Origin of the sequence: Psychrobacillus mangrovi (assembly GCF_037104765.1) — a bacterium.
GTDB lineage: Bacteria > Bacillota > Bacilli > Bacillales_A > Planococcaceae > Psychrobacillus > Psychrobacillus mangrovi.
On sequence record NZ_JBAWSY010000006.1, the window covers coordinates 39,270 to 65,571 of the forward strand.

At 35.8% G+C, this 26,302-nt stretch carries 19 protein-coding genes, 1 pseudogene and 2 riboswitches; of the genes and pseudogenes, 5 read left to right on the forward strand and 15 right to left on the reverse strand.

Annotation, left to right across the window (positions count from 1 at the left end; genetic code table 11):
* Positions 1 to 33 precede the first annotated feature (33 nt).
* The 4 genes from WAX74_RS10165 to WAX74_RS10180 all read right to left on the reverse strand — a co-directional run bounded on the left by WAX74_RS10165 (position 34) and on the right by WAX74_RS10180 (position 5,124).
* Positions 34 to 1,335 (reverse strand): DUF5667 domain-containing protein, encoded by a 1,302-nt coding sequence (locus WAX74_RS10165; RefSeq protein WP_336497555.1) that lies wholly within the window; start codon positions 1,333 to 1,335, stop codon positions 34 to 36.
* Between the two features lie 83 nt (positions 1,336 to 1,418).
* Positions 1,419 to 1,503: riboswitch (cyclic di-GMP riboswitch) on the reverse strand.
* Between the two features lie 571 nt (positions 1,504 to 2,074).
* Entirely contained in the window at positions 2,075 to 2,254 is a 180-nt protein-coding gene (locus WAX74_RS10170; RefSeq protein WP_336497556.1) for a small acid-soluble spore protein H, read from the reverse strand.
* A gap of 92 nt (positions 2,255 to 2,346) precedes the next feature.
* Positions 2,347 to 4,251 (reverse strand): endonuclease MutS2, encoded by a 1,905-nt coding sequence (locus tag WAX74_RS10175; RefSeq protein WP_336497557.1) that lies wholly within the window; start codon positions 4,249 to 4,251, stop codon positions 2,347 to 2,349.
* A 501-nt stretch (positions 4,252 to 4,752) separates the two neighbouring features.
* Complete coding sequence (locus WAX74_RS10180) at positions 4,753 to 5,124, reverse strand: winged helix DNA-binding protein (protein WP_413788955.1); 372 nt, start codon at positions 5,122 to 5,124, stop codon at positions 4,753 to 4,755.
* A 199-nt stretch (positions 5,125 to 5,323) separates the two neighbouring features.
* Here WAX74_RS10180 and WAX74_RS10185 point away from each other — a divergent pair, with 199 nt between their 5' ends.
* Together WAX74_RS10185 and WAX74_RS10190 are read left to right on the forward strand one after the other, a co-directional pair.
* Positions 5,324 to 5,833 carry a CarD family transcriptional regulator gene (locus tag WAX74_RS10185; protein WP_336497558.1) on the forward strand — a complete coding sequence of 170 codons (510 nt, stop codon included), beginning with the start codon at positions 5,324 to 5,326 and terminating at the stop codon, positions 5,831 to 5,833.
* Positions 5,834 to 6,047: 214 nt separating this feature from the next.
* Positions 6,048 to 6,719: a hypothetical protein gene (locus WAX74_RS10190; RefSeq protein WP_336497559.1), complete on the forward strand. Its 672-nt coding sequence runs from the start codon at positions 6,048 to 6,050 to the stop codon at positions 6,717 to 6,719.
* 51 nt (positions 6,720 to 6,770) lie between these two features.
* Here the strand turns inward: WAX74_RS10190 and WAX74_RS10195 are convergent, their stop codons facing one another.
* Positions 6,771 to 7,181: a DUF2512 family protein gene (locus WAX74_RS10195; protein WP_336497560.1), complete on the reverse strand. Its 411-nt coding sequence runs from the start codon at positions 7,179 to 7,181 to the stop codon at positions 6,771 to 6,773.
* Between the two features lie 160 nt (positions 7,182 to 7,341).
* On the opposite strand from WAX74_RS10195, the pseudogene WAX74_RS10200 reads away from it, so the two are divergent.
* The 3 genes and pseudogenes from WAX74_RS10200 (at position 7,342) to WAX74_RS10210 (ending at position 9,177) form a co-directional block, all read left to right on the forward strand.
* Positions 7,342 to 7,725: pseudogene (locus WAX74_RS10200) on the forward strand (GNAT family N-acetyltransferase).
* 565 nt (positions 7,726 to 8,290) lie between these two features.
* Positions 8,291 to 8,503, forward strand: a complete 213-nt coding sequence (locus tag WAX74_RS10205) for a DUF1540 domain-containing protein (RefSeq protein ID WP_336497561.1) — start codon at positions 8,291 to 8,293, stop codon at positions 8,501 to 8,503.
* 485 nt (positions 8,504 to 8,988) lie between these two features.
* On the forward strand, positions 8,989 to 9,177 hold the full coding sequence (locus WAX74_RS10210; RefSeq protein ID WP_336497562.1) for a hypothetical protein: 189 nt from the start codon (positions 8,989 to 8,991) through the stop codon (positions 9,175 to 9,177).
* 225 nt (positions 9,178 to 9,402) lie between these two features.
* On the opposite strand, the gene WAX74_RS10215 is transcribed toward WAX74_RS10210, so the two are convergent.
* From WAX74_RS10215 to WAX74_RS10260, 10 genes are all read right to left on the reverse strand, one after another.
* Complete coding sequence (locus tag WAX74_RS10215) at positions 9,403 to 10,170, reverse strand: ABC transporter ATP-binding protein (RefSeq protein WP_336497563.1); 768 nt, start codon at positions 10,168 to 10,170, stop codon at positions 9,403 to 9,405.
* A gap of 167 nt (positions 10,171 to 10,337) precedes the next feature.
* The gene (locus WAX74_RS10220; RefSeq protein ID WP_336497564.1) at positions 10,338 to 12,692 is read right to left on the reverse strand and encodes an ABC transporter permease; all 2,355 of its coding nucleotides are present in this window, start codon (positions 12,690 to 12,692) and stop codon (positions 10,338 to 10,340) included.
* A gap of 1,102 nt (positions 12,693 to 13,794) precedes the next feature.
* The gene (locus WAX74_RS10225; RefSeq protein WP_336497565.1) at positions 13,795 to 15,330 is read right to left on the reverse strand and encodes a glycine betaine uptake BCCT transporter; all 1,536 of its coding nucleotides are present in this window, start codon (positions 15,328 to 15,330) and stop codon (positions 13,795 to 13,797) included.
* A 488-nt stretch (positions 15,331 to 15,818) separates the two neighbouring features.
* The gene (locus tag WAX74_RS10230; protein ID WP_336497566.1) at positions 15,819 to 17,123 is read right to left on the reverse strand and encodes a putative sodium/potassium/calcium exchanger; all 1,305 of its coding nucleotides are present in this window, start codon (positions 17,121 to 17,123) and stop codon (positions 15,819 to 15,821) included.
* A gap of 821 nt (positions 17,124 to 17,944) precedes the next feature.
* Positions 17,945 to 18,511, reverse strand: coding sequence for a cupin domain-containing protein (locus tag WAX74_RS10235; protein ID WP_336497703.1), 567 nt, complete (start codon positions 18,509 to 18,511; stop codon positions 17,945 to 17,947).
* 496 nt (positions 18,512 to 19,007) lie between these two features.
* The gene (locus WAX74_RS10240; protein WP_336497567.1) at positions 19,008 to 19,967 is read right to left on the reverse strand and encodes an ABC transporter permease; all 960 of its coding nucleotides are present in this window, start codon (positions 19,965 to 19,967) and stop codon (positions 19,008 to 19,010) included.
* Complete coding sequence (locus WAX74_RS10245) at positions 19,968 to 21,119, reverse strand: ABC transporter permease (protein WP_336497568.1); 1,152 nt, start codon at positions 21,117 to 21,119, stop codon at positions 19,968 to 19,970.
* Entirely contained in the window at positions 21,112 to 22,644 is a 1,533-nt protein-coding gene (locus tag WAX74_RS10250; RefSeq protein WP_336497569.1) for an ABC transporter ATP-binding protein, read from the reverse strand. The genes WAX74_RS10245 and WAX74_RS10250 overlap by 8 nt, the downstream gene beginning before the upstream one ends.
* 117 nt (positions 22,645 to 22,761) lie before the next feature.
* Entirely contained in the window at positions 22,762 to 23,913 is a 1,152-nt protein-coding gene (locus tag WAX74_RS10255; protein ID WP_336497570.1) for a BMP family lipoprotein, read from the reverse strand.
* A gap of 123 nt (positions 23,914 to 24,036) precedes the next feature.
* A riboswitch (purine riboswitch) is annotated at positions 24,037 to 24,138 on the reverse strand.
* 397 nt (positions 24,139 to 24,535) lie between these two features.
* A complete protein-coding gene (locus tag WAX74_RS10260) occupies positions 24,536 to 25,807 on the reverse strand; it encodes a RidA family protein (protein WP_336497571.1) in 1,272 nt (423 codons plus the stop codon).
* Positions 25,808 to 26,302: the final 495 nt, after the last annotated feature.

A 26,302-nucleotide genomic window follows, 5' to 3' on the forward strand; every position in this document is an offset into this window, starting at 1 on the left:
AATTTATTAAGAAAGAAAAAGACAAAGAGGGATCTACTCCCCTTTGTCTTTTTTCCCGTTATTCGATTTTTCCTTTTCGTTATTTCCTTGTTGTCTAGCCTCGGAGTCTTGTTTCTGTGCTGCACCCTTTATAGCATCTTCTTCAGCTTTCGCTGCCGCTTCTTTATGTTTAGCCTCTGCTTTTGATTTCGCTTCTTCAGCTTTTAGTGCTGCTTCCTTTTGATTAGCTTCTGCTTTTGCTGCTTCATCTTTTTGCTTAGCTTCTTCTTTTACTTTCTTTTCTTCTGCTTTCAGTGCGGCTTCCTTTTGTTTAACTTCTGCTTTTGCTTTCTCTTCTTCAGCCTTTTTTGCTACTTCTTCGGCTTTTGATTTTGCTTCTTCCGCTTTTTTAGCGGCCTCTTGTTTTTTCTCTTCAGCTTTCGAAGATGATTCTTGTACTTTTGGTGCAACTGGTGTCTTAGTATCTTTAACTTTAGGTACCATAACTGTTGAAGTAGCTACTACTTGTTCCGTAGATTCTTCTAGTACTTTATTTTCCTCTTCTAGGGGTGCTTCTTCTTTTGAATCTGTTGTGTTTTCCTCAACAGTATCATCGGAATCTACTTCTTCAGTCGGTTCTATAGGTTCAGTTGCTTCTTCCTCTGCCGTTTCTTCTGTTTCCTCTTTTTCAAGCTTAGCAAGTTTTTTCTCTATCTTTTTAGCCAATCTTTCTTCAGCTTTTACAACATTTTTAGCAAGTGCTTCTTTAGCTTTTGTATTTTCTACTTTTTCTAAAGCTGCTTGTAAAGCATGAAGATTTGATGAGAATTTTGCTTCTAGATCAGCATAAGCTGGATCTACTTCGGATTCTTCCTCCGTTGCACCGTCTTCATTAACGGGAGCATTTTCATTTGCAACTTCATCCGTAGTGTCTTGTTCAACGCTTTCTTTATACTTAGCTAAAGCCTCGTCTTGTTGTTCTATCGCTAATTGTAATGTTTCAATTGCCTTCTCTTCATCACCTTGTTCAAATAATGCAGTCGCTTCAAGAATTCGTTCTTCCGCTAATGCGCTAAGCAATTCTGCTTCTTTCATGTCATCGAATGTGAAAGCCAATTGCACACTTTCTTGCAATGATTTAAGAAAATAGAAAAAATCACCTGGTAATAACGCAGGTTCTTCCGTATCATTTGTATCTTCCGTAACTCCAGATTCTACTTCTAAGTCATCCTCTACTGTAGTTGTGGAATCATTCGTTTCTGCAAATGTAGGACTAACACCTACAAGAAACACAAGGAAAGCAACAATTATAGATGCAAGCAATGTGTTTCGCAAATTTCCTTTAAAATTGGACATAAAAAAACTCCTCTCTCCTATTAAAAATAGAAATACAAGGAAGAATGGTGAATTGAACCTTATTCAAGTTTTCATCCATATTCTTCGGTAGTTCAGCCACCATAGCCGCTAGACGTTAGGTCTGAAACTTTGCGTCTTTATCTTTCGACAAATTTGCCTTTTTCGAATAAGTATCTACATCTAAATAATGCAAGTCCCTATCAAGGACAATTATATATTACTAGATTATAGATATCTATCTATTTTTAACTAATTTATCTGCGTACTTTTGGCTATGAAAAAGCACCCCCAATTATTAGTGAGGTCACTAAACAAGTTAGATTGTACATGACGTAATTGTTTTTTGAACAAAAAAGCACTTACTGTTCAAAATTGAACAGTATAGCAATGTATGAACTTAAATTGAGTGTTTCTTGGGTTGAAATCATGGGGGCCTACCTGCATTTACTTTAATTTATTATATCGGACAACGATGTTTTATTAGATAGAAGAAAGGCTTAATTGTAAGCATACAATAGTTGATTAGAGTGGAGGGCGGCGACTCCAGCCGGAATAGCATGAGCTGAAGACCCTGGACTGAGCGTAGCGAGGGAAGCGGCTGAAGCCATGCCGGCGGAAAGCGTCCGCCTGGAACGGAAATCAACGTGGCCAGACAAAAAGCGAGTATGTGAACGAAATGTCGTTCACATACTCGCTAATAGATACCTTAAAAAGTGCCTTATAGGTAAGTGTAATTATGTTACTGCTCCATTAAGCTTGAGACAGATACACTTTGTTTATTATCTGGTTCATCAAGGGAATGGATTGTAGCTTTGCCATTTCCTTTGTCTACATGCTCAATATAAATATTTTCACCATTATAGGTTACATTAATCATATTAGGGGAAAAAACAATCTCTTCTGCTCGTTGTGCATTCATTGCTTCCACCTCCTTTTAATTTTAAATCTTTATTATATTTTCCCACTCTTACTTTGATATACGCTGTAAATTTATTTTCCATTATCTAATTGTCACTCATTATGTCTTTTCTTTATTTCTTTTGAAACTTTTTTCAACGCTTTTTTAGATCCTCTTTCTATATCACGTTGAAATTTACGTTCTTCGTAACGAACAAATATTGTATTTAAATCGTATCCCTCTGGATATAACTCTGTTGCTTTTACTTCTAGCTGAATTCTTTTTACATTTACCTTTAATATTTCATTATTATAGAACACTAATACATTATTGAGATTATCTTTTTTCTCATATACAATACCTGAATCATTTTGTTCCATTAATTTTACTCTGTCCCCTTTTTCAAATTCATAAGTGGTTTCATCTTGAATAGTCGTTTGAATAGGCTTTTTAATTTTATTGTCTCTAACCCGTTCTAAATCATAGTTTTTATTTTCAATATAATGCTGTGCCTTTTGCAGTACCTTTTCACGTAAATTCATTTTTTTTGAAATCCAAAGTGCGTTACTGTCTCCTGATTTACCTATTAATAGCTTATACATCGGCTCTAATGTTTCACTATTAAATTGCATTGCGGCATTCATGAAGTCACTATGAATTTCGGAGTAGCGTTTTATTTCCCCGTAATGAGTGGTAGCAACGGTTATACACCCCATTTGATAAAACTCCTCGAGAATAGCAATGGCTAGCCCAGCACCTTCATTCGGTTCTGTCCCACTTCCGATTTCATCAAAAAGTAGTAGCGTATTATTAGTGGACGCACCCATAATCTCAGATATATTTTTCATATGAGATGAAAAAGTACTAAGGGAATTTTCAATGCTTTGATTATCTCCAATATCCACAAACAGCTGATCAAACACAGCTATTTCCGTACTTTCATCTGCCTCAATATGAAACCCTGACATGACAGCTAATGTTAATATTCCTATTGTTTTTAAAACAACTGTTTTACCACCAGCATTGGGACCAGTAATAATTAAGCTGCGATAGTCATTTCCTATTTCGAAATCTAAAGGTACAATATTTCCAGACAAAAGCGGATGCTTACAATTCGTCAGTTTAATGTATCCATGATTATTTAGCCTAGGCTCAATTCCATCCATTTTTTTACTAAACTTTGCCTTTGCAAAAATCATGTCATACTGACCTATTAGTTCAATATTGATGTTTATTTGTCTTGTTTCTTCAAGAATACTTCCTGAAAGTGTCGCTAAGATTTGATACTCCTCTATGGATTCCTCTGCCTTAAGCACAGCCAATTCTGTATTTAGTTTTGAAATAGCTGCTGGTTCAATAAACACGGTGGACCCTTTAGAAGAAACCTCGACGATTGTGCCCGCGACTTGGTTTTTATAAGATGCCTTAATAGGAATCGTAAAACGATCATCTTTTTTACTAATGAAGAATTCTTGAATATACTCTTTGTAAGCACTACTTTTCAGGAACTTATTTAATCTTTCTTCTATCTTTTCTTCAGCTTTAGCGATATGATTTCGTATTCGCTTTAATTCCTTACTAGCTTCCGAATCGACTCTGTTTCCTCTTATCGAATGATTAATATTTTCTTCTATGTCTCTAAATTCCATCATCGAGTGAGAATAAGAATGGAGAACTGGAGCAAAAAATTCTTTATCTAACATGAATTTCTTTATCGTTCTACATCCTCTTAAAAAGTCCGATATAGCCACTAATTCAGATGGTCCTAAAATCATTCCCTTTTCAAGCTTTTCTATATGAAGATTTATATTGGAGATACCTTTCAGAGGAAGATGACTTTCAGCATCTAATAATTTCCTAGCCTCTGTCGTTTCATTTAACTTGTTTTGCACCACCTTCATATTCGTGCTTGGTTGAAGCTTATCAAGTAATTCCTTACCTAAACTACTCACACAATGTAATTTCACCATTTCCTTTAATTCGTTATATTGTAATTTTTCATATGTCATCGTATTCACGTGTAGTCCTCCTTAAATAATTTGAAAGCGTAAGGCGCCCGCATAACCGTAACAAGCTTTGCACAGAAGCAAATTGGCATTTGACCTCGATATGCTGGCGATTGTCTTAAATAATAAATGCCCGCAAGAAGCTTACCTACCATTCCATTTTCACGGATCACATCGGAAAATGAATAGAAAGCTCCTGCGGGCATTCAGTCGTCAACAAAAGATACGAAGAAAAAAGCATAGCAGGACAAATCCCACCATGCTCTTCGACTTAACATTTTTGTATGTTAAATGAATATATGGAAAAGGAAGCAGTCTTTAGGTAGGTATTCACAATGCTTCATAGACATTGTGAAACAAGGCACACTTAATAAACTGGAATAAAACCAGTTCTTAAAAGCCTTATTAAACTAATCAGTATTAGTTCATACCTGCTTCAGACATACTTCACCACACCTTTTATTAGAATATTTTCAATATAGCATCATTTAAAAATAGAGTCAATCGGTTAAATTATAGTCCCCAATCTAATTTTAAAACTTCTTTTAAAACTAATAAGTTTTCACTACCTATACGAACTGCAATTTTTTGTTCCAATACGGCCTTTAAGGATTCATTCTTCTCATAGCAGGCTTCACCTAATTTAGTTAACTGAATACATTTTTCTTTTTTATTGTTAGGAACAGGCTGAATTTCTATTAATTCTTTTGACTCAAGGCTCTTAATGAGTTTATGGGTTGCCTGCCTAGAGATATCTACATGTTTTGTAACATGAGAAATAGTAGGCCTCTTTTTATAGATCCTTGCCATGATAAACCATTCCGAATTAGAAATATAAATCTCGCTATTATCGTTCCATGATTGTTCCGTTATTTTCCTTAACATAAGATGTCTCTCACTTAATAAATCAATTAAATCTAGTTGCTCTAGCGCAGAGTTCAAGTATTTCACTCCATTCCTTTTCTCTGCTAACAATATACAAAAACCACCACTCAATGTCAACTTGGTTGACATTGAGTAAAAACTGAATTATAATTATTTTAGTTAACTTAGTTGACAATATTATTTGTTAGGAGCATGTAAAATGTTTAATGTTGGGGATTTAATTATTTATTCTGCTCATGGAATATGTCATATAGATGATATTTGCGAAAAAACGTATAATGATGTCACGAAAAAATACTATGTCTTGCACCCTCTTGATAATGCAAAAGTATCTATCAATATACCAGTAGATTCTCATACCGTCGTAATGTTAGATATGTTAGATCAAGATGAAGCAAAAGTAATTATGGAATTGTTTAAATCGCCAGGTGTTAGTTGGATCGAAAATAACAACCTGCGCAAAAAAACATATACAGACATTATCAATACAGGCGACCGTAGAGAAATTTCTAAAATATTAAACACATTAATGCGAAAAAAAATGGAAACGGATCTCACCAAAGAAAAGCTCCTTGATCAAGATATCCAGCAAATGTATTCAATACAGCAAATTTTGTTTAGAGATTTATCTCACTCATTACATACATCAGTCGAATCAATTAGACAACAGGTTTCCCACTCCCTGAAGTCTTCTATGCAAACAACCTAACTAGTAAACACTTCTTTATGAACGATATAAAGAAGTGTTTTTCACTTAAAACAGTCCATAATACTTATACGTTAGTATCATAGACCCAAAACCATTGAGCTTCCAAAGCACTATTTTTACCAACTATACCCATTTTTACTTGCGTGCTATAAAATTTGGTAACTATAATTATAAATGATAATAGAAAACCATTAATGATATGGGGATGAAGAATATGAAGAAAGCAATTTTGTTTTTAGGGATATCATTAACGATGATTTTAGCATCATGCGGTGATACGGACGAGTCAACGGAAGATAAAGACGTTTCCGATACAAGTGTTACTACTGAAGTTTCTGCAACTGAAACAACAAATGTCGAAGATGGTGAACAAAAAGAGGAAACAGAAAATACCGAAGAAAAATCAGAAGTTAATTCTGACGATAAAAGTACAAAAGCCATTCCTCAAGGAGAAAATCTGTTAAAAGAGGATATCGTATTTGAATATGAGGATGGAGACATAGTCATGACCATCAATCATGCTGAGTTCACGAAAGAATTTGCATCCTCTACTGGAGATGACAAGCGAAGTATAATTTCTGATAAGGAAATTTACCTTCATTTATCAGGGAGCATCAGTAACGACACACTAGATTCATTTAGTTATGGTCATCAATTAGGTAGCGTTAAGTTTAAGGCAATTTACGATAACAAACATGAATTCGATTTCCTAGCAACAACAGAATCATTAGACGGATCTAAATTGGAAGGTGCAAGTATCGATTCCTTACAAGAGCAAACTTTCCACTTATACTCACAAGTCCCTCTTCCAGTGTCTGAGCGGGATAACTCCCTAGTTTTTGTTGTAATCGATAGTGAAGGCGAGCACGAAATCACCCTTCGTTAATAACAGTAAAGCATCCAAGCCTTTAATCGGTTGGATGCTTTTATTTTCATTCTAATGTTTTTTGGCTATTCCAGAAATCTCATCTAACTTTGATACATGTTTTCCAACGAACACTGAGCGATCAAGGTATTTATGGAAAAACCATTCTCCTCCAGCAATTATAATCGCAGAGATGATTGCACCAACTGCGAGATTCTCGTTAGCATCCGTAAGTGCAATTAACATATACCAAATGACCAGGAAGCCAATGATTAAATCAGCGATAGTAGCCATTATATTACGCAATCGTTTTGGAGCTAACCTAAAGAGAATAAAATCACCCAATACATATGCGAATAAGGTTAAAACTAAGCTAGTCCAAATGGTATCCATGAAAGGAACATCGAATAACAGGGTTAATATAATTAAAAGAACCACTGCAATCATAACAAATTTGATACCGATTGCTTTTAAATGATCCATTATTCTACCTCCTCAATATTTTCTTCTCCTATTCTTTACCCTGTACTTGGTTGCATAAATCATATTTTTCCATTTTCGAATAAATTTCTGCATCGAAATTTACTTCGAAACTTCATATATAATAGAATAGTAATAGCCCAAGAAAGAGAGATGAAACATTTTGAGACTTAATGTTGTACAAACTAAAGAAGAACTAGACACGGCTTTTGATATTCGTATAAAAGTGTTTGTTCATGAGCAACTAGTACCTTTGGAAGAAGAAATTGATGAGTATGAAAATGAAGCAGTTCATTTTCTCCTTTACGATGATGAAAACCCAATAGGGACTGCTCGTTTTCGTATAGTCAACGGTGTAGGTAAGGTGGAATAGATGTATAATGCAAGGAATTGAGGAATACGCTAAACAACACAATATAAAAAAACTAGTACTGCATGGCCAAACGCATGCTGAAAATTTTTATCATAAATTAGGATATAAAACAGTTTCAGACGTATTCTTAAAGCAGGTATTCCACATATTGTGATGGAAAAAGAAATTATGTAAAAACAAATACATACCTAATATAATGTAAAAACAATCTGTCAAATTTTAAGAAAGGGACTACCATTAATTCATTGAATTAATGGTAGTCCCTTCTTTCGTTAAATATAATAGCACATAAAAAAGCCTCACTTCTTCAACAGTGAGGCCTCAAATTCCATTACTATGGAATTTCATGAGAAAAACGAAGGGAGATCTTCTTCAGTTATCAACTGTTTCTCATATTAATAGTGTAACCTAAAAATCAATTCATCTAACTGGTAATATAATCTAGTTAACTGATTAATTAGAAGTAAATGAATAAAAATTATTATTTAAAAAATCATAATAAATAGGATAAATTAACTTTATCTTTGCTATTTATTTCAAAATAATATGAAATAATATAAATTTGTACATTCATTTTTGTACAATTGTATCTACTGCCAAATTATCACTTTTTCACCTGTAAAACTATGACTCGTTAACATTTAATACATACTATTCACCTAATAGGACAGACTACAATGGAAGAGAGAATCTCACGGTTTTTTCTTCTTATTTAAATTCAATTTTAGGGGGTAGACGAATGCCGATTGTAGAAGTTAACTGTTCTGTTGCAAACTGTGTGTTTCATGCGGAAGGTAATATTTGCGGAGCTGATCAAATCAAAATCGATATTGATTCCCAATCAAAATACGACTCTGAGTTTGCTACGGAATTCGACTTTTTTAACCGTACCGAAGAAGCAATTCATTCTGCAGATACATGCTGTAAAACATTTAAACCAAAAAACAAATGATTTATTATTTTCAACATTCTATTGAAATCTATTTATCTGCAAAGATATCTCAATAGATGCGATAGAAGTCATGAAAAGGTTTTATAGTCTATTAAAGTTTTGAAAAGAAACGACTTTCCCTTAATTGAATTTAAATTTGTTTGTGGTCAGCCAGTTTATCTCTGGTTGGCCTTTTTTATATATACCGTGAACGTATGTAAATGGATCATCAGTTCCATGAATTGAGTAAAAGACCTATTACGGATAATTAACGACATTTAAAAAAGGCGTCCAAAAGCCAAGAAATGGACTTCATAGACACCCTTATTGCAGCTACAGTCATAATGTGACCACGTAATCGTAATGCTTGGATTCCTTGTACGACTACTAGTGGTACTCCTGTTGTGTCAAGTGCATAGTAAAGGCCAGTTAACCGTTGTGGGATTCAATCGGGTCAACTATCCTTTCACTTGTTCATATAATGTACTGAGAGGAGGCGTAACAGAATGGATCGAGTTATTTTTTTAATGTTGGCTAGTATTTTAGCTGGTTTTGCATTATTAAAGGTTCCTTTAGAAGGTACTTTCTTAGCAGGTATAGAGCCAATAACTAACCTAATCGGTATTTTAGCTATTGTGATTTTCTCTCTTTTCCTGATATTTAAAGGTTTAATGGCACTACTAGGAAAAAAATAAAAAGAAGTTTAGACTCAGATTTATTCTGAGTCTTTTTTGGTTTACTTCCTACAAGAAAAGTTTGCAAAATCAGGAATGTAACTTATTTAACGCAAATCTTCTCGTTTTTCATTTGATTGCGTAGCGAATTGTTAACGTGTCTGTCCTAACAAACATTCTTAGCTCTCTCTTTCGAAATCACCTAAAAATTCACATGTAAACTTTATGCGAATGCCCAATGAAAAATTAGAATCCATTTTCCACTAACCACTTCATAATGCTTTCTTCTCTCTCCTTAACATCGTCATGCTGCGCATCGTATTTACTCATTTTCTTCTGTGCCACAATATTCCCATCTACCATATACAATACTCTTTCGGTTTTTGCTGCGACCTTTGTATCATGCGTAACGAGCATTATGGTCGTCCCGTTTTTATTGATCTCTGCAAGAATTGACATAATCTCTTCTGTCGATTTGGAATCTAATGCTCCGGTCGGTTCGTCTCCAAATATGATATCCGGATCATTTATCAATGCTCTGCAGATACCGACTCTCTGCAGCTGTCCACCAGACCCTTGAGTGATATTATTATTTTCAAGCTTATCAATCCCTGTCATTTCCAGCAGTTTTTTTGCTTTTTGATATACCGCATTTTTATCAGCATCTTTTGATACAAGAGCAGGAAACATAACATTGTCAATAAATGACAGATTTTTCAAAAGATTAATATCCTGAAAGATAAACCCCATGTTATTCAATCGGATCTTCGCCAGTTCCTCTTCTTTGAGTCTTTCGATTTCATTGTCTTTAAATTTCACACTACCAGAAGTAATTCTATCCATACCGCTTATATTATATAGCAGCGTTGACTTCCCGCTTCCGGATTGCCCCATGACCGATACGAATTCGCCTTCTTCTATCTCTAAGTCTACATCTTTTAAGATATGAAGCTCATTATCTTTTCCTAATTCTACTTTTTTATTAATACTTCTAGCTACTATTATATTGCTCATATATAATCCTCCAATGCCAAATATTTAAACCAAAGTTTATACCGCAGAGGCACCACGGAATGCCTTATTTTTTAGGAATCTGCATTTTTATCTGCATCGGTGCCTTCACGCAGTATGCTTCTTCTATCTTCGGGGATACGCCTCGCCCCCAACCTTATTCAGCCGTTCTAACTTCTTAAAACTACAGATAAATCATCTTCTGCTGTTACCTTACAGCACACAGAAATAGTAAAACCAACGACTACAATCAGTACTAACGGACATAATAGCCAAGTCTGCCATGCAACATTAATTAATTCAATTTTTGCGGCTCCCATAGAGGACATTGCCATACTTACAAGAAATTCCCCTAAATAATTTGAAGCCAGCACTCCAACTATGATTCCCAATATCAGTACCATCATAGTTCCTGCCATATATTGATGTTGAATATTTTTAGAAGTTAATCCCATACTTCGCATGATTGCAATCTGAGACATATCCTTTGATAATAGCATCCGAAGGAATTGTGCAGTTATCAATACAGCAATGATTACTGCAATTACGATTCCGCCTATAACAATCAGGCTCATCTGTTCAATGATATTTCCAAGAGTCTGCCCAGTATATTCTTTGATATCATTTACCTGCGCAGAATCGTAAGCATTCTGGTAGTAGTCCATTTTTTCACGAATATCAACGCCTTGAGCCATATCCATGCTCACTATATACCAAAGAACTGCCTCTTCATTTACCCCAAGACTCGTATGTGCTTTTGCTGTTTTTCCCCCATTTGTAATATCCTGATAAATACCCGTTACTGATAAAGTCTGTTCTTCATCGCCAGCCCTAACTGTTACTTCATCTCCTACTTTCTTGTTTAATCCGTCAATTGCGGCATTGGCAAAGGAAAGCGAAATTTCTCCTTCACCCTCCGGTGCTCGGCCTTCCAGATATTTTAATGGAAATACGGAATAATCTCCGATTTCTATATTAATATAGTCCCAGGAACCTTCCGCGTTTTTGACCTGGTAGGAGCTTGTAATGTAGGCTGCAAACTTTTCAATATCAGAATCATTTTTCAACTCTTCCTGCAGTTTTATAAAATCTTCTGTAATACTATCAGTTCTTCGAAGATCGATTCTCATGTCGTGTTTCCCTATTCCCATATATGTGGAAAATTCGGGTGAATTCATGGTGTTATAAATATTTAAAGGGAGTATGACAATAAACGTACATACGATAAAAATAACAAAAAGCAGCCTGTATAATTTGAATCGTTTCCATACATCCCTCATCCCCATGTAAATATTGGTGCTTAAGAATTTGTTCTTTAGCAGCGGGAAACTGTATTTTCGGTTCTTTCCGCGCTCCATGATATCTGAACGTAAAGCTTCCACCGCAGAAATCTTATCGATGCTTTTCAGTATTCGCTGACAGTACATCACTATCATGAAATATACAAGTAATGGAGCTATAAGCGATAGCACATACTTTAAGCCGCCTGATAAATCGGAAGATATGTAAAGTCTCATATTACCGTTTAACAGATTTACCGCTGCAAAGGAAAGCAGATAACCGATAATACCGGCTGCTACTGAGATGACTCTGTATTTATTAAGATAGACCTTTTTTATATCTTTTTTGGATATACCCATTGCTTTCATAACACCGATTTCTCTAATATCTTCATCAATCGTTGCCAGAAATGTAAGTCTAATACAGAGCGAAGCAATTACAATAAGCAGAATACTAATGAATATAATGACAATCGCAACTGCCATATCTGACATGGCATTAAACATCGTAAATATCTTTCCTCCGATTATTGGACCGTTTGCCGGAAGACCTGCTTCGATATAGGCAGTCTGAACAGCAGCAGAATCACCGTTTTCATTCAGCTTGAACTCGATCAGGTATTCCAGTTCCCCACCTTGCAATTCTAGCATTTCATCATAGTCATTCTGATTTATCACAAACCGTTTCGAAGAAGTAAGGGAGGAGTTCATCTCAAAATCTCTTGCATAATCTGATATGGCAAACTCTTTTTCATACCCGCCACTTTTCACCGTAATCGTATCACCTATTTTTAAGTCATGTTGTTCCATAAAATAAATGGGAACAGCCACTTTTCCTTCCTTTACATCCAGTTTTTCATTATCCAAATCCAATATAAAATCAAATTCCTTATTCTGTACAACAAATGAAATATCCTGTATAGTTCCAGCCATCGTTTGATTTTGACCAAAATGAATATTGCTTCCATCAATATTCTGAAGAAACATCGTCTCCTGCATCGCTATATGGTCACTGTATTGATCTGTGAATTGGTCGATTTCTGCCTGGTCATATTCTCCGGCATGCATCACCGTAATGTCAGATGGTACTGCACTCTCCTGAAGATCTGACATCCCCTGAATCAGATTGGCTATGTTATTTATGGCACTGGCTGCCAAAATTACTGCCATCGTGATAAATACAAATACTGTCATCGTTACGATTTTATTTCTGATGAAATCATTCTTGACTATTTTCAAAAACATTATTTTTTCTCCTTCCTACATCGATAATATTTTTTCTATTTTATCCTTGTCTCTATCAATCTTGGTCATTTCTTCAGAGGAAGAATTTCCATCTACTTTTAAAATAATAATGTTCTTAAATGCTAGTTTCTTAGTAGACTTGACCTGAATGATTATTGAACTTACTAAAGTAATCATACAAAATGGTATTTATTCGGTAAGCCTGCTTAAGTCTAATTATTCCCTAAGCCCCCAGACCTATTTTATCAAGTGTGACTATGGGAGTATTTAATAGATAAAAAAATTATGTATCGATAAATATGATGATAGCGAATAGTTATTTATTACCCATTAATAAAAACTATACACATTATTCCCCCTTTAAAAACCTTCTATTAGAGTTTGATTGTAACCCAACTACTATTAATCTAGCGTTAATATTTTGTAATGTTTTTGTACGTAAAACACTCTTCTATTATTGTTACAGGAGTGTTACTGGTGCCTGGCACCCAAATTTGTCAAAGGAGAAGGATAACCTGTTTGTATAACTCCTCTTTACTCAGAATTTAATGAGACAGGAGATTATTTTGCTAAAACATTTACGGATAACAACAAAGTTTTTTTAGAAACTTAAAAGACACTGGTAGCTCAAATAAGGAAAACCATGCACACGGAATAAGCATGATATATGCCGTTGACCTTGAATAGATACGAAAAGTGAAAGGTTTTCAGTCTACAGGCTTGGATATTCAAACAAATAAATAACGAAGATGTATAACTTTATGTCACCAAAGAAGAAAGCTTCAACCTCTATACTTACAACCTCATTCTCAATAAAATATCTTACAAATTCACCAAATAGATTTGATTTCTAATGTTTGTCTCTGAAGTGTTCTTAAACCTTCTGTCATCCCAAAAATCTTGAAAAACAAATTCTAACAACATAAAAAAGACTACCTCCTTAAATTTAGGAAGTAGTCTTTACTTTTGAAAAAATTATTTACATAACAAGTTCTCAATATGAATGAAAAATAGAATTAACTATTTCTCTGATGTTTGGCTAATGATGCTACGTTTAGCATTCACAAGTCGTATATAGAACTTTTGAATAACCCACTTCATTTTATTGATGTGGAGTTTCCTTATTGGTTTTACGTGGTTTTGGTTTGTGATACAAACCGAGCTCTTTTTGCTCTTTTGCTAAAGAGCGATAAAGTGAAATCATCATTAAAATAATAATAACTGAAAATGGAAAGGCCGCTACAATCAAAGCATTTTGCAGTGCTTGAAGTCCACCACTATATAAAAGAACTAAAGCTACAATTGACTGTGCAATACCCCACGTTAATTTTACGGCAGTAGGTGGTATAAGTGATCCATTCGTTGTTTGCATGCCAAGTACGAATGTGGCTGAATCGGCAGATGTAATAAAAAAGGTACCGACAAGTGTAATTGCAACGATAGACAGAATTGTAGACCAAGATGATTCATGAAAAACAGCAAATAAAACTTCCTCAGTAGCTAACTGAGATAAATCAATACTTACAGCTTTTTGAACCTCGATTGCTGATGTACCAAACACAGCAAACCATATAAAGCTTACTAGAGCAGGAAGTAATAAAACCCCAATGACAAATTCACGTATCGTCCTTCCTCTTGATACACGGGCGATAAAAATACCTACGAATGGCGACCATGAAATCCACCATGCCCAATAAAAGATCGTCCAGCCATTAATCCAAGAACGGTGCTCTTCATTAAGCGGTGCAATACGGAAGCTCATTTGGACGATATTTTGTATGTAGCCTCCAAGCGAATCAGTAAACATGTTTAAGATGAGGATTGTAGGTCCCGTGATAAACATTAAGATTAATAAGGCAATCGCCAAATACATATTTGCGTTACTTAAAATTTTGATTCCTTTTCCTAATCCGGTCCATGCTGAGATGATAAATAGAACGGTAACAACAGCCACGATGATCAATTGAATGGTGAAATTAGTTGGTATTCCAAATAAATAAGATAATCCCCCATTAATTTGTGTTGCACCAAATCCTAAAGTTGTTGCAACACCAACAACTGTTGCAACAACAGCTAATACATCTACAACTGTTCCAAGGGGACCTTCCATTGCCTTTTTTCCTAAGACAGGTTTTAATGTAGCGGAAATGAGACCAGGTTCACCCTTACGAAAATTGAAGTATGCTAATGCTAATGCTACGATTGCGTAAATCCCCCATGCATGAATGCCCCAGTGGAAAAATGTATACCTCATTGCCTCTTTATGTGCAGCGTTTGTGCCTGCTTCAGCTAGTGGGGGTTCCATGAAGTGGGAAAGTGGTTCCGCTGCTCCCCAGAATACAAGACCAATTCCCATACCTGCACTAAATAACATCGCAAACCAAGAAGCTTTCGAAAACTCAGGTTTATCATCAGGTTTTCCTAATTTTATTGTCCCAACAGGGCTGAAAATAAGAAAAACACAAAAAATTACTATGATTGTAACTAAAATTAAATAGTACCATCCAAATGTGGTCGTAAGAAATGCTTGTAGATTTCCTGTCGCTTCTTCAAAACTCTCCGGTGCAGCAACACCGAATATAACTGATGCCAACACAATCGCCACCGAAATCCAAAAAACGCTTGAAATTTTTTTCATCAAAACTTCCTTTCTTATAAAAGTTTCACATATATTTTTTTCTAATAAGTACAAAAGAAACTAACCTTTTAAGCCTAACAAAGTTTCTCATTCTATACCAATAAATATGTAATTTTGTCAAAATTATTGATAAAATTTATTTTCATTAAAGTGTATATTAGTAATTTCAATAAAAATAAATACATATTCTTTTCTATTCTTTCACTCAACGTATTTTTCTATGCAGTGTAAAAATAATCTTATTAATGAATCGGAACCGAAAGTGAAAAAGAGAAAATCGGAGCGACTAGCTTTAGAAGAACGGATATCTTCATGTAACGAAAGACATAAAGAAAGAGACTTCTCAAAAGTTTGCACAACTAATGAGAAGCCTCGATTATAATCCTCTACGTTAGCAAAATGCTAGCATTTTGCTTTCAACCTACATAAAAGCCTTCATTATCAGGGTTTCAAGCGATAACTACGATCGATTACGCTAGAGATTCCTCTTATTTTAAGGAATTCAGAAAGTTAGAGAATGAAGCTACTACGTATTGAAAGTATCCTAGCATTTTGTCCTTTACTGCTTCTGCACTATCTTCTACTTGCTCACCTTCAGCTGTTGGTGCTGCTGGTTCTTCAGTTGCTGGTGCTGCTGGTTTTTCACCTGCTACGTCTTCTTCAACTGCTTCTGTACCATCTTCTGCTTGGCCATCTTCAGTTGCTGGTGCTGCTGGTTCTTCACCTGCTACGTCTTCTTCAACTGATTCCGTACCATCTTCTGCTTGGCCATCTTCAGTTGCTGGTGCTGCTGGTTCTTCACCTGCTAGGTCTTCTTCAACTGATTCTGTACCATCTTCTACTTGGCCATCTTCAGCTGTTGGTGCTGCTGGTTCTTCACCTGCTGCGTCTTCTTCAACTGCTTCTGTACCATCTTCAATTTGGCCATCTTCAGCTGTTGGTGCTGCTGGTTCTTCAACTGCTAGGTCTTCTTCAACTGCTTCTGCACCATCTTCAATTTGGCCATCTTCAGTTGCTGGTGCTGCTGGTTCTTCACCTGCTATGTCTTCTTCAACTGCTTCTGTACCATCTTCTGCTTGGCCATCTTCAGTTGCTGGTGCTGCTGGTTCTTCACCTGCTATGTCTTCTTCAACTGCTTCTGTACCATCTTCTACTTGGCCATCTTCAGTTGCTGGTGCTGCTGGTTCTTCACCTGCTAAGTCTTCTTCAACTGCTTCTGTACCATCTTCTACTTGGCCATCTTCAGTTGCTGGTGCTGCTGGTTCTTCACCTGCTAGGTCTTCTTCAACTGCTTCTGCACCATCTTCTACTTGGCCATCTTCAGTTGCTGGTGCTGCTGGTTCTTCACCTGCTAAGTCTTCTTCAACTGCTTCTGTACCATCTTCTGCTTGGCCATCTTCAGTTGCTGGTGCTGCTGGTTCTTCACCTGTTCCTTCTTCTTCAGCTACTGCTGTATCATCACTTATTTCGCCTTCTTGTAGCTCATCATTATTTATTTCATCTATATTATCATTAATTGTGCCAGATTTATCTTGAGCTAGTTTGCTAACTAGTTTACCTTTTTCCGGAGATCCTGGTAGACTTTTTGCTAATGCAGATACTTTCTGACCATGATTTTTCACTTGTTCAATAGCTTCCGGATTAACGCCCTTAGTATCAAGCTCTGCTGCAGAAATAGGAGCACCAGCTGCTAAAAAGGTTGCGGCCATCATTGATGTTGACATCACTAGTGGCGCTACTTTCTTCGACAATTTTTTATTTACTTTCTTAGAATCCATTTGTTTTTTATTCATTACTTGATCTCTCCTAATTCGTATTTTTTCTACTGATAGGATGGATTTTTCATAAATTCCGTTTTTTTGTCATTTCACCTCCTATCAGCCTAAGTAAGATTATTACTTAAATTTGCCGGCAGTACCATCATCTGCCTGCCTAGAATATACCAAAGCTTTGTTGCCATTTTGTGTTACTCAGATTAAAAAAAATGACGCTTCCATTACGTATTTGTAGAATTCTGCAATATATGAAATATTATATAAAGCCCAAACAACTCTATTCTAAAAAAAAATTATGCTTTCATATTTATCCTCCCTGACATTCCCCTTTTTTCCCACCCCATATAATTTGATAAAATTGTACAATTTTACATTACAAATAAAACTAGAAAGTAAAAATTATCAAAACAATATAAAAATTATTAATTAATTTTTATATTCAAACATCTAATGGCGTGCCTGTATTCTACCCGTTTCTCTCAAACCCTTGCCATAACTACCTATTGACATTGAAAAAACAGACACATTTTTTTGTGTCTGTTTCATTAATTAAATAAAGTTTTAATCAGTAACATTTGTAGCCTTGAAATAATGTTTGATTAAGAGCAAATGGAAAAATCAATTGAATCACCTTTTTATAAAAATATGATCTCAATCATCAATTCAATTATTTCATTTTTCACTAAAGCCACTTTAACTATAGTAGATTTTTCTACCGAATTTAACGATTGTAAAAATACCAAAAGTACAAGTAGTTTAGTACATTCTTTAACAATCCACTATAGTTAAAGAGGTTTCTTTAAACTGACAAAACCTTTCAGTTTAAAGAAACATACCCCTTATTCTTCAGCCTCTGCAGCAGCTTTAGTAGGGTGAACAGTTCCAAAAGGATGGTTAGGCGGGGCATATATCGAATAAAGTTTTAGTGGGATATTACCTGTATTTGTTATGTTATGCCATGTCCCAGCAGGTACAAAGATTGCAGAATCATCATATACATTTCTTTTAAAATTTAAATTATCTTTACTTTTCCCCATTTGAGCAATTCCTTGCCCCTGTTCAATACGTAAGAATTGATCAACATCTGGATGAATTTCTAAACCGATATCTTCTCCGGGATTCAGACTCATTAATGCAAGCTGCAAATGTTTTCCAGTCCATAATGCAGTACGATACGTATTGTTTTGTTTCGTCGCTTCATTAATATTAACGACATATGGGTTTGGTCCATAATCTCTTAACATCATTCTATTATTACCATTGGAAGCGTGATATTGTTTAAATTGATTTGCAAAAATTGTCCCATTAGGATACGTCCAGTAATTCGGATTATCAAGATAATTATACATAGCCGCATTACCATAATAAGGGTTTTGATATGGATCCCCATAAGGAGGATAATACATTTTCTTCATTCCCTTCACCGATTCATCGTATTATCATATGCAATTGTATTAGAAACGTCCTCAAACAAAATTCTTATTATGGAACTTAGATTTATGCTTTATACGAAAAAATAAAAAGCCGAATACAAAAAATTTCGGCTTTAATAAATTTTAATTTCGTTGTTGTTCGGACAATAGTTGGGTTCTTAATTGTTGAACAACCTCTTCCGAAGCTGTAGCAGCAGGTTTAAAGTGAAAGCCATTGACATTTCCAGTTTAACTGATCTATCATTTCGTTTTGGTTGGATTAAAAAGAAGGAAAAAAAGAGGCTTTTCAAAAGTTTATTCAACTTTTAAAAAGCCTTCATTTAAATAAATCAAAGGAAGCAAAATGATAGCATTACACTCAAAACAGTATATCAAGGGGTTGAGGGCTATCACACCATGCCGCCCGTGAAATAAATCAAGGTTTCTGGCAAACAGCATTGTAACACCTTTAATGGAAGTTTCACTTTATCTATCTCTTTCCTTTGTCATAAATTTCACCTAATGCTCTCGGAGCGCGATTTGATTTAGAGAAAAAGATTAATAACAATAATGTTAATACATACGGTAAAATCATGAATAAATCAGTGAAACTACTTGGTAATGCCATTGACTGCGCAATAAACACTCCCCCAGATTTCGCAAAACCAAATAAAAGACAAGCGGCTAAAGTAGGTAGAATCCTCCAATTACCAAAGATTAATGCAGCAATGGCTAAGAATCCATATCCCATATAAATATTTGAAGAAAAGTTAGCTGAAATGGAATAGGCAAAACACATACCAGCTAAACCTGATAATAAACCTGATATGAGAACCGCAGAAAACCTAACTTTCAATACATTTACACCTGCTGCATCAACCGAATGAGGATTTTCCCCACTCGCTCTTAGGCGCATACCGAATTTAGTTTTATATAAAAGATACCAAGCAAAAATGGCAATCACAATGATAATCACTTCGAACGGATATACATTCTTAAAGACCGCACCAATGAATGGTATATTGGCTAAACCTTCAATCGTAAACCGCTCCGATACACCTAATCGAAACTTGTCCGAAGCCGCTCCAAATACAAGTGCATTTATTTGTGTTGTTAAGAAAGTCGTTAGTGCTAACGCCAAAATATTAATCACAACGCCACTGATAACTTGATTTGCCTTAAACTTAATACATAGAACAGCATGAATAACGGAAAAACCCATCCCGCCAATCATCGCAAATATTAACGACACATAAAATAGATTTTGAACATCTGTGCCAAAAGCATTCGCGATTAAAACAGCTGACAGCGCTCCAACGAATGCCCCAAAACCTTGAAAGCCTTCAAGTGCTAAATTGGTGATACCACTCTTTTCACTATATATTCCGCCTATTGCCATGATAAAAAGAGGCAGAGCAAAGGATAATCCATCAATAATAATCGTGTCCATTTATGATTCACTGTCCTTTCGATCCACTTCTTTTTCCTTTAAGCGGCTGACTTTATGCTTCACATATGCACCACATGCACTAAACAATAGGATTAACCCGATGATCACAGAAGCAATTTCTTGTCTAATTCCAGCCTGCGAACTCATATACGTACTTCCCTGATCAATGATTGATACTAAAAATGATGAAAATATAATCCCGATCGGATGAGAGTTACCTAATAGTGCTACCGCAATGGAATCAAAACCGATACTTGTTAATACTTTTGGTTGTATGGAAGAAAAATAACCTAAATAATACGTAACACCTGCAAGACCAGCCAAACCTCCTGAAATAATCATGGCTAAGACTGTATTTCTTCCGACATTTATTCCTGTATATTTTGCTGCATTCCGATTGGAACCAACTGCTTTAATTTCAAAACCAACCACTGTTTTGTCCATGAGAAACTTGATTAAAATCGCGATAATGATGGCTAACATAAAGCCCAATGGAATATCCATTTTCAAATTTGCGATCTCGACATTTACTAACGTCAATCTTGCTGCTTCTGAAATATATTTGGATTGTCTTGAAATCGGATCAATATAATACATTTGAATAAAAAAGCTTATGACATATTGGGCAATATAATTTAACATGATCGTAGATACTACTTCATGAATGTTAAATCTATATTTTAACCACCCCACTAATCCACCCATCAAGCCTCCAGCAACAAGTCCGACCAACAACACAAGCGGCTTTGCAATTATGGCATCTAACCCACTGTAACCAACGATTATCGTCGCTAAAAAACCAGAGACGAGCATTTGACCGGAAACTCCAATATTAAATAGACCCGCTCTGAGAGCGACCGCAACCGCCAAGCTGGCAAATACAAGCGGTGTCATGGCGTTTAGCAAACTCAAAAAATCAGTCAGAATGCTCTTATAGCCAGCATAAGAAGACTTAGGCAAGATTCCTGCCCCTTGGAACAGGTTGTAAAACGCTTGAAATGGATTTTTGCCCAGTAAAAGTATGACAATAGCCGCAGCAATAAAACTGATTAGTATAGAGGCTACTGGAATTGTGATTGGTTGCCATTTCTCATTACGTATTGGCCAAAAAAGACGATAACTTAAACTTTTTTTCTTTTTATCCTTACTCATGCTTTGCCCCCATCATATATTCGCCGACTTCATTCGTCGTTAATGATTCACTGCTTGCAATTTTTTGAAGTTGGCCATTATATATAACTCCTATCGTATCCGCTACATTCATAATTTCGTCTAACTCCAATGAAATCAGTAAAATCGCTTTTCCTTGATCCCGTTGTTCAATGATCATTTTATGGATATTTTCAATCGCGCCAATATCTACTCCCCGTGTTGGCTGAACGAAAATCATGAGCGGTGATTGTAATTCGATTTCTCGAGCTATAATGGCTTTTTGCTGATTACCGCCACTCATCGAGCGAACTTGCGTCTTAATGCCTTGTCCACTTCGAATATCAAATTGATCAATCAACTGACTGCCAAATTGCTCAAATTCCTGTTTATTCAAGATTCCTTTACTAGAAAAGGGCTCCTTGTAGTACTGCTTTAATGCTAAATTCGTTGATAAATCAAAATCCAAAAATAGTCCAAAGCTATGTCGATCTTCAGGTATATAAGAGATTCCAGTTTCAGTTCTGTTTCTTATACTGTCATTCGTAATGTCCTTACCTTCGAGAGATATTTTTCCGCCACTAACCTTTGTTAATCCGGTAATGGCATCCGCTATTTCAACTTGACCATTATCTGCAACACCAGCAATCGCAAATATTTCGCCACTGTGTATCGTAAAGGAAACGTCTTTGACTACTTCAAATCCGTCCTCATTTTTCACGGTTAAATGTTCTACCTTCAATACTTCCTCTTTAAATTGCGCAGGTACTTTTTCTGATTTAAAACTCACTTCTCTACCAACCATTAATTGAGCCATAAGATTCACCGATGTTGTCTTTACATCCAACACATCCACTAACTTACCTTTGTTCAATACCGCACATCGATCGGCCACTTTCTTAATTTCTTCTAACTTATGTGTAATCAATATGATTGTTTTTCCACTGTTTCGCAGACCTTCGATAATACCGAGCAAGAAATCGATTTCTTGTGGCGTTAAGACTGCCGTTGGTTCATCAAAAATAAGGATTTCGGCTTCACGATAAAGCACCTTTAAAATTTCCACCCGTTGCTGCATGGAAACAGTTAGATCCGTTATTTTTTTCGTAGGATCCACTTCTAAGCCAAAGTTCTTAGAGAGTTCTTCAATTTTACGATTGGCATTTCGAATATCTACGTATGGAAAGACACCGGCAAATTTGCTGATGGGCTCAACTCCTAAAATAATATTCTCTGTAATCGTATAATCAGGGACTAACTTAAAATGCTGATGGACCATTCCGATGTTAAGGTTTGCTGCATGGTTAGGCGAACTAATTTGAACTTTCTCCCCCCGAATATAAATGTCTCCTTCATCCGGTTCGTACAATCCACTCAGCATACTCATCAATGTTGATTTGCCTGCACCATTTTCTCCAAGTAAAGCAAAAATTTCTCCTTTTTTAATGCCAATGGATACGTCATCATTCGCTACTATTCCAGGGAAACGTTTGGTTATATGTTTCATTTCTACGATATAATCAGACATCGTTGTTCTCCTTTATCACAATAATAGGAAAAATAATAGAAGTTCATCATTCCCTAATAGTTACTCTAATATTAGGGATATGATAAACTTCTAATTTTATTGTGTTTATAATTTACCTTATAATCCCGGAAACTTTTCTGGGGAATGTTCATTAAAATTAGATGCAGGTACGATTGTGCCATCTTTCACTAACTCATAAGCTTCATTCATTTTGTTTAGCGTATCCTCAGATAATTGATGACGACCTTCTTCTTTAATAAAACCAGTCGAATCTGTATCCGCATAAAGAACAACGTTTCCGCCTTTAAAGCTGCCATCCACAACAGAATTCAATGCCTTTTCAATGTTCATAGCCATGAATTTAACAGCAGATGTTAACACGATATTTTCAGAACCATTTGTACCGTCGTCATATTGGTCAACGTCCACACCAATCACTTTTACATCGTCCTTAGCTTCTTTTACTGCTGTGAATACACCATTACCAGTGCCACCTGCAGCGGGGAAGATGATATCTACACCTTGTTTGATTAGCGCATTTCCGATGACTTTACCAGTTGCTTCATCTGCAAAGGATCCTGCATAGTTACCACCAACATCAGCACCCGTTACATCTGTCCCTGCATAACCAGACAATTCAACAAGTTCAACATTTTTTCCAAAGACCTTGTTAGCATAGTTTACGCCTGATTCAAATCCAAATTGATAGTTTACGTTTGAAGGATAAGCAATCCCATTTACAACCGCTACTTTGTTTGTCTTTGTTTCAAGTGCCGCGGCCATTCCTGCAAAGAAACCACTTTCTTGTTCAGCGAAATTCATCGCATAGATATTATCAAAATCAGTTTGGCCATCTACAGGCGCGGGCTCAGAGTCATTTAAAATAAAGATTTTATCAGGATTTTCTACAGCGATGCTAGAAACTCCAGCAAATTGGAACCCAGGTGTTACAATTACATCATAATCTGCCACAATATCAGCAACTGCTTGTACAGCCGCAGCAGGATCACCAGTTTCTTCTTTAACAGCCTTTACTGTTGCTGTTGGATTTTTATCAATAAAGCTCAAAATACCGTTATAGTTATCTTCATTAAAGCTGCCATCATCAACGCCTGAAGGGCTTGTTACAATGGCAATTTTTAATCCTTCTTCACCTGTTCCAGACTTAGCTTCATTTTCATTAGCTGAGTCATTTCCGCAAGCTGCCAAAACAGCAGTCATTAAAGCAATAAATAATATCATTGCTATTTTCTTTGTACTTTTTTTCATTGAAATTATACTCCTCTGTTAATCATGTTGTTTGTGAAAAAAGAAAAAAGCACCGAGTTAAACCGGTGCTTGACTTTAGGTAGGTAAATAATGGAGTGGAAATAAAGTAAAAGTTTATTTCCAGATTTATATACACAACCTCGTAGTCAAGCTATTTATGGTAGCTTGGTAGAAACTTTCGGGCCATATCCCCAATATTATACGAGAATAATATTTAATTTTCACAAACTCATATTAACATCAGAAATTCTAACTGTCAATAAAACACGAACATTATTCAAAAAATTAACAAAAACATTCGTTAATTGAATGATTATTTATAATAAAAATAATATTATGAATAAATTCTCGAGGGAAATTGACTCATTTCTTATTATAGAAATACGCCTGATTGCTGAATATTAAAAATGCAAATGTGATGTAAAAATAACTTCACAGTAATTTTATTATAATAAAATAATAATAAAAACTAAGAGAAATCAAGATTCCCACCATAATCGGCTAAAATTTCGATGCTTTTTCATCTATTCTGTTAAAAAAGGAAGCTGTCTCAATTTTTATTTGAGACAGCCTCTTTTAGCATTAACGAGTAAATTTGATAGTTCCTGTATTTAAATGCCTGTTATGCTTTTGGAGGTGTTCCTTCAGCATTTGATACAACTACATCGATTTGAATTAAAGCATCTTCAGGTAATGCTGATACGCCAACTGTTCTTCGTGCAGGAACTCCGCCCGGGAAGAATGTTTTGTATACTTCGTCTACAGCATCCATATCCGCGATATTTTTAACGAAGATATTTACTTTAACTACATCGTCCATAACGTGGTCGATACTTTCTACAATTGCCTTAATATTTTTCAAGCACTGTTCAGCTTGCTCTTTTACACCACCTGCTACCAATTGGTCAGTTTTTGGATCCAAAGGTAATTGACCTGAAAGGTGATTGTAATGAGAGAATGCTACAGTTTGTGTAGATAAAGAACTCTTTGGTGCATTTTCAGTGTTGTTTGCCCAAATAACGATTCCATGTCTGTCTTCAACAGCTTGTGGAGGTGTACCATCTCCGTGTGACACCACTGCTTCCATTTGTACCAAAGCATCCATAGGTAAAGCTGAAGCTGCAACTATTGTCCGTGCAGGGACATAGGCTACGGCCCTAGCGATAGCGGAGTCTGGGAAAAATGTTGAATAAACTTCGTTTACCGCTTCAATATCCGAAAGGTCTTTAAGGAAGATAGTAATTTTAACAATATCGTCAAAAGGAACATCGATACTTTCTAAAATTGCCTTGATATTTTTCAAGCACTGTCCAGCCTGCTCTTGTACACCGCCAGCTACAAATCTACCCGTTTTTGGATCGATAGGCAATTGAGCTGAAAGATAATTGTAATGAGAGAAAGCCACGGTTTGTGTAGATAGAGGACTTGTAGGTGCATTTGCTGTGTTATTTGTAAGTTTGATGAGGTCGCCTGCTTGTGGTGCGTTTGGAATTGTACCTTCACCGTGTGATAGAAGTGCTTCAATTTGTACCATAGCATCCAGAGGCAAAGCTGCAACTGCAACTGTTGTCCGTGCAGGAACATAAGTTGGGAAGAATGTTTTATAAACTTCGTCTACAGCGTCAACATCTTTGATATCCTTAACGAATACCGTGATTCTAACAATATCGCTCATAACATGATCGATGCTGTCTACAATTGCCTTGATATTTTTAAAGCACTGTTCAGCTTGCTCTTTTATACCACCAGCTACCAATTGACCTGTTTTTGGATCGACAGGCAATTGAGCGGAAAGATTATTGTAATGAGAGAAAGCAACAGTTTGTGAATATAGACTGTTACCTTTTGGAGCATTTTCCGTATTTTTTGCTGATACTGCGTTATAGCCGCTCATGATGTATTCTCCTTTTAGATAAAAATTTATTAACTCAAGTATGTACCGAAAAAACTGGTCTAAACCATGGTTCCGTGATTGCAAAAAAAAATCGGATTCGCCATGAGAATCGTGTTAGTACAATACCGCAACAAGCGAAGTGAATGGCTGGCTGCGCTCAGTACCGATACGACCCTTTGCGATGCTGAAATCATCCGAATGAAGTCAGTGATATGGATTTGAAGACTATTTTGGCTCAACCGATGGCGTTATTCACTCAGTTGAAAAAAACAATTCTCACTAGACACAGACTCGTTTTTGAGCAAGTGTCAATTATAGCAGGCTATCTTCGTGTTGACTACATGTTTCTTGTGAATTGTTTTTTCGTTGAGTTTTTTTCTGGACAACAACATTTAAGGGCTGCATCAAAAAGATAGAATTTTTTCGACGCAGCCCTAAAGAAGCTTCCCAAAAGTTTGCACAACTAATGAGAAGCTTCAGGTTTAACCCTCTATG

Excerpts from the sequence above, each read along its gene's own strand:
- WAX74_RS10165 (WP_336497555.1), bottom strand. The coding sequence starts at position 1,335 with ATGTCCAATTTTAAAGGAAATTTGCGAAACACATTGCTTGCATCTATA.
- WAX74_RS10170 (WP_336497556.1), bottom strand. The coding sequence starts at position 2,254 with ATGAATGCACAACGAGCAGAAGAGATTGTTTTTTCCCCTAATATGATT.
- WAX74_RS10180 (WP_413788955.1), bottom strand. The coding sequence starts at position 5,124 with ATGTTAAGGAAAATAACGGAACAATCATGGAACGATAATAGCGAGATT.
- WAX74_RS10185 (WP_336497558.1), top strand. The coding sequence starts at position 5,324 with ATGTTTAATGTTGGGGATTTAATTATTTATTCTGCTCATGGAATATGT.
- WAX74_RS10190 (WP_336497559.1), top strand. The coding sequence starts at position 6,048 with ATGAAGAAAGCAATTTTGTTTTTAGGGATATCATTAACGATGATTTTA.
- WAX74_RS10195 (WP_336497560.1), bottom strand. The coding sequence starts at position 7,181 with ATGGATCATTTAAAAGCAATCGGTATCAAATTTGTTATGATTGCAGTG.
- WAX74_RS10205 (WP_336497561.1), top strand. The coding sequence starts at position 8,291 with ATGCCGATTGTAGAAGTTAACTGTTCTGTTGCAAACTGTGTGTTTCAT.
- WAX74_RS10210 (WP_336497562.1), top strand. The coding sequence starts at position 8,989 with ATGGATCGAGTTATTTTTTTAATGTTGGCTAGTATTTTAGCTGGTTTT.
- WAX74_RS10215 (WP_336497563.1), bottom strand. The coding sequence starts at position 10,170 with ATGAGCAATATAATAGTAGCTAGAAGTATTAATAAAAAAGTAGAATTA.
- WAX74_RS10220 (WP_336497564.1), bottom strand. The coding sequence starts at position 12,692 with ATGTTTTTGAAAATAGTCAAGAATGATTTCATCAGAAATAAAATCGTA.
- WAX74_RS10225 (WP_336497565.1), bottom strand. The coding sequence starts at position 15,330 with ATGAAAAAAATTTCAAGCGTTTTTTGGATTTCGGTGGCGATTGTGTTG.
- WAX74_RS10230 (WP_336497566.1), bottom strand. The coding sequence starts at position 17,123 with ATGAATAAAAAACAAATGGATTCTAAGAAAGTAAATAAAAAATTGTCG.
- WAX74_RS10235 (WP_336497703.1), bottom strand. The coding sequence starts at position 18,511 with ATGTATTATCCTCCTTATGGGGATCCATATCAAAACCCTTATTATGGT.
- WAX74_RS10240 (WP_336497567.1), bottom strand. The coding sequence starts at position 19,967 with ATGGACACGATTATTATTGATGGATTATCCTTTGCTCTGCCTCTTTTT.
- WAX74_RS10245 (WP_336497568.1), bottom strand. The coding sequence starts at position 21,119 with ATGAGTAAGGATAAAAAGAAAAAAAGTTTAAGTTATCGTCTTTTTTGG.
- WAX74_RS10250 (WP_336497569.1), bottom strand. The coding sequence starts at position 22,644 with ATGTCTGATTATATCGTAGAAATGAAACATATAACCAAACGTTTCCCT.
- WAX74_RS10255 (WP_336497570.1), bottom strand. The coding sequence starts at position 23,913 with ATGAAAAAAAGTACAAAGAAAATAGCAATGATATTATTTATTGCTTTA.
- WAX74_RS10260 (WP_336497571.1), bottom strand. The coding sequence starts at position 25,807 with ATGAGCGGCTATAACGCAGTATCAGCAAAAAATACGGAAAATGCTCCA.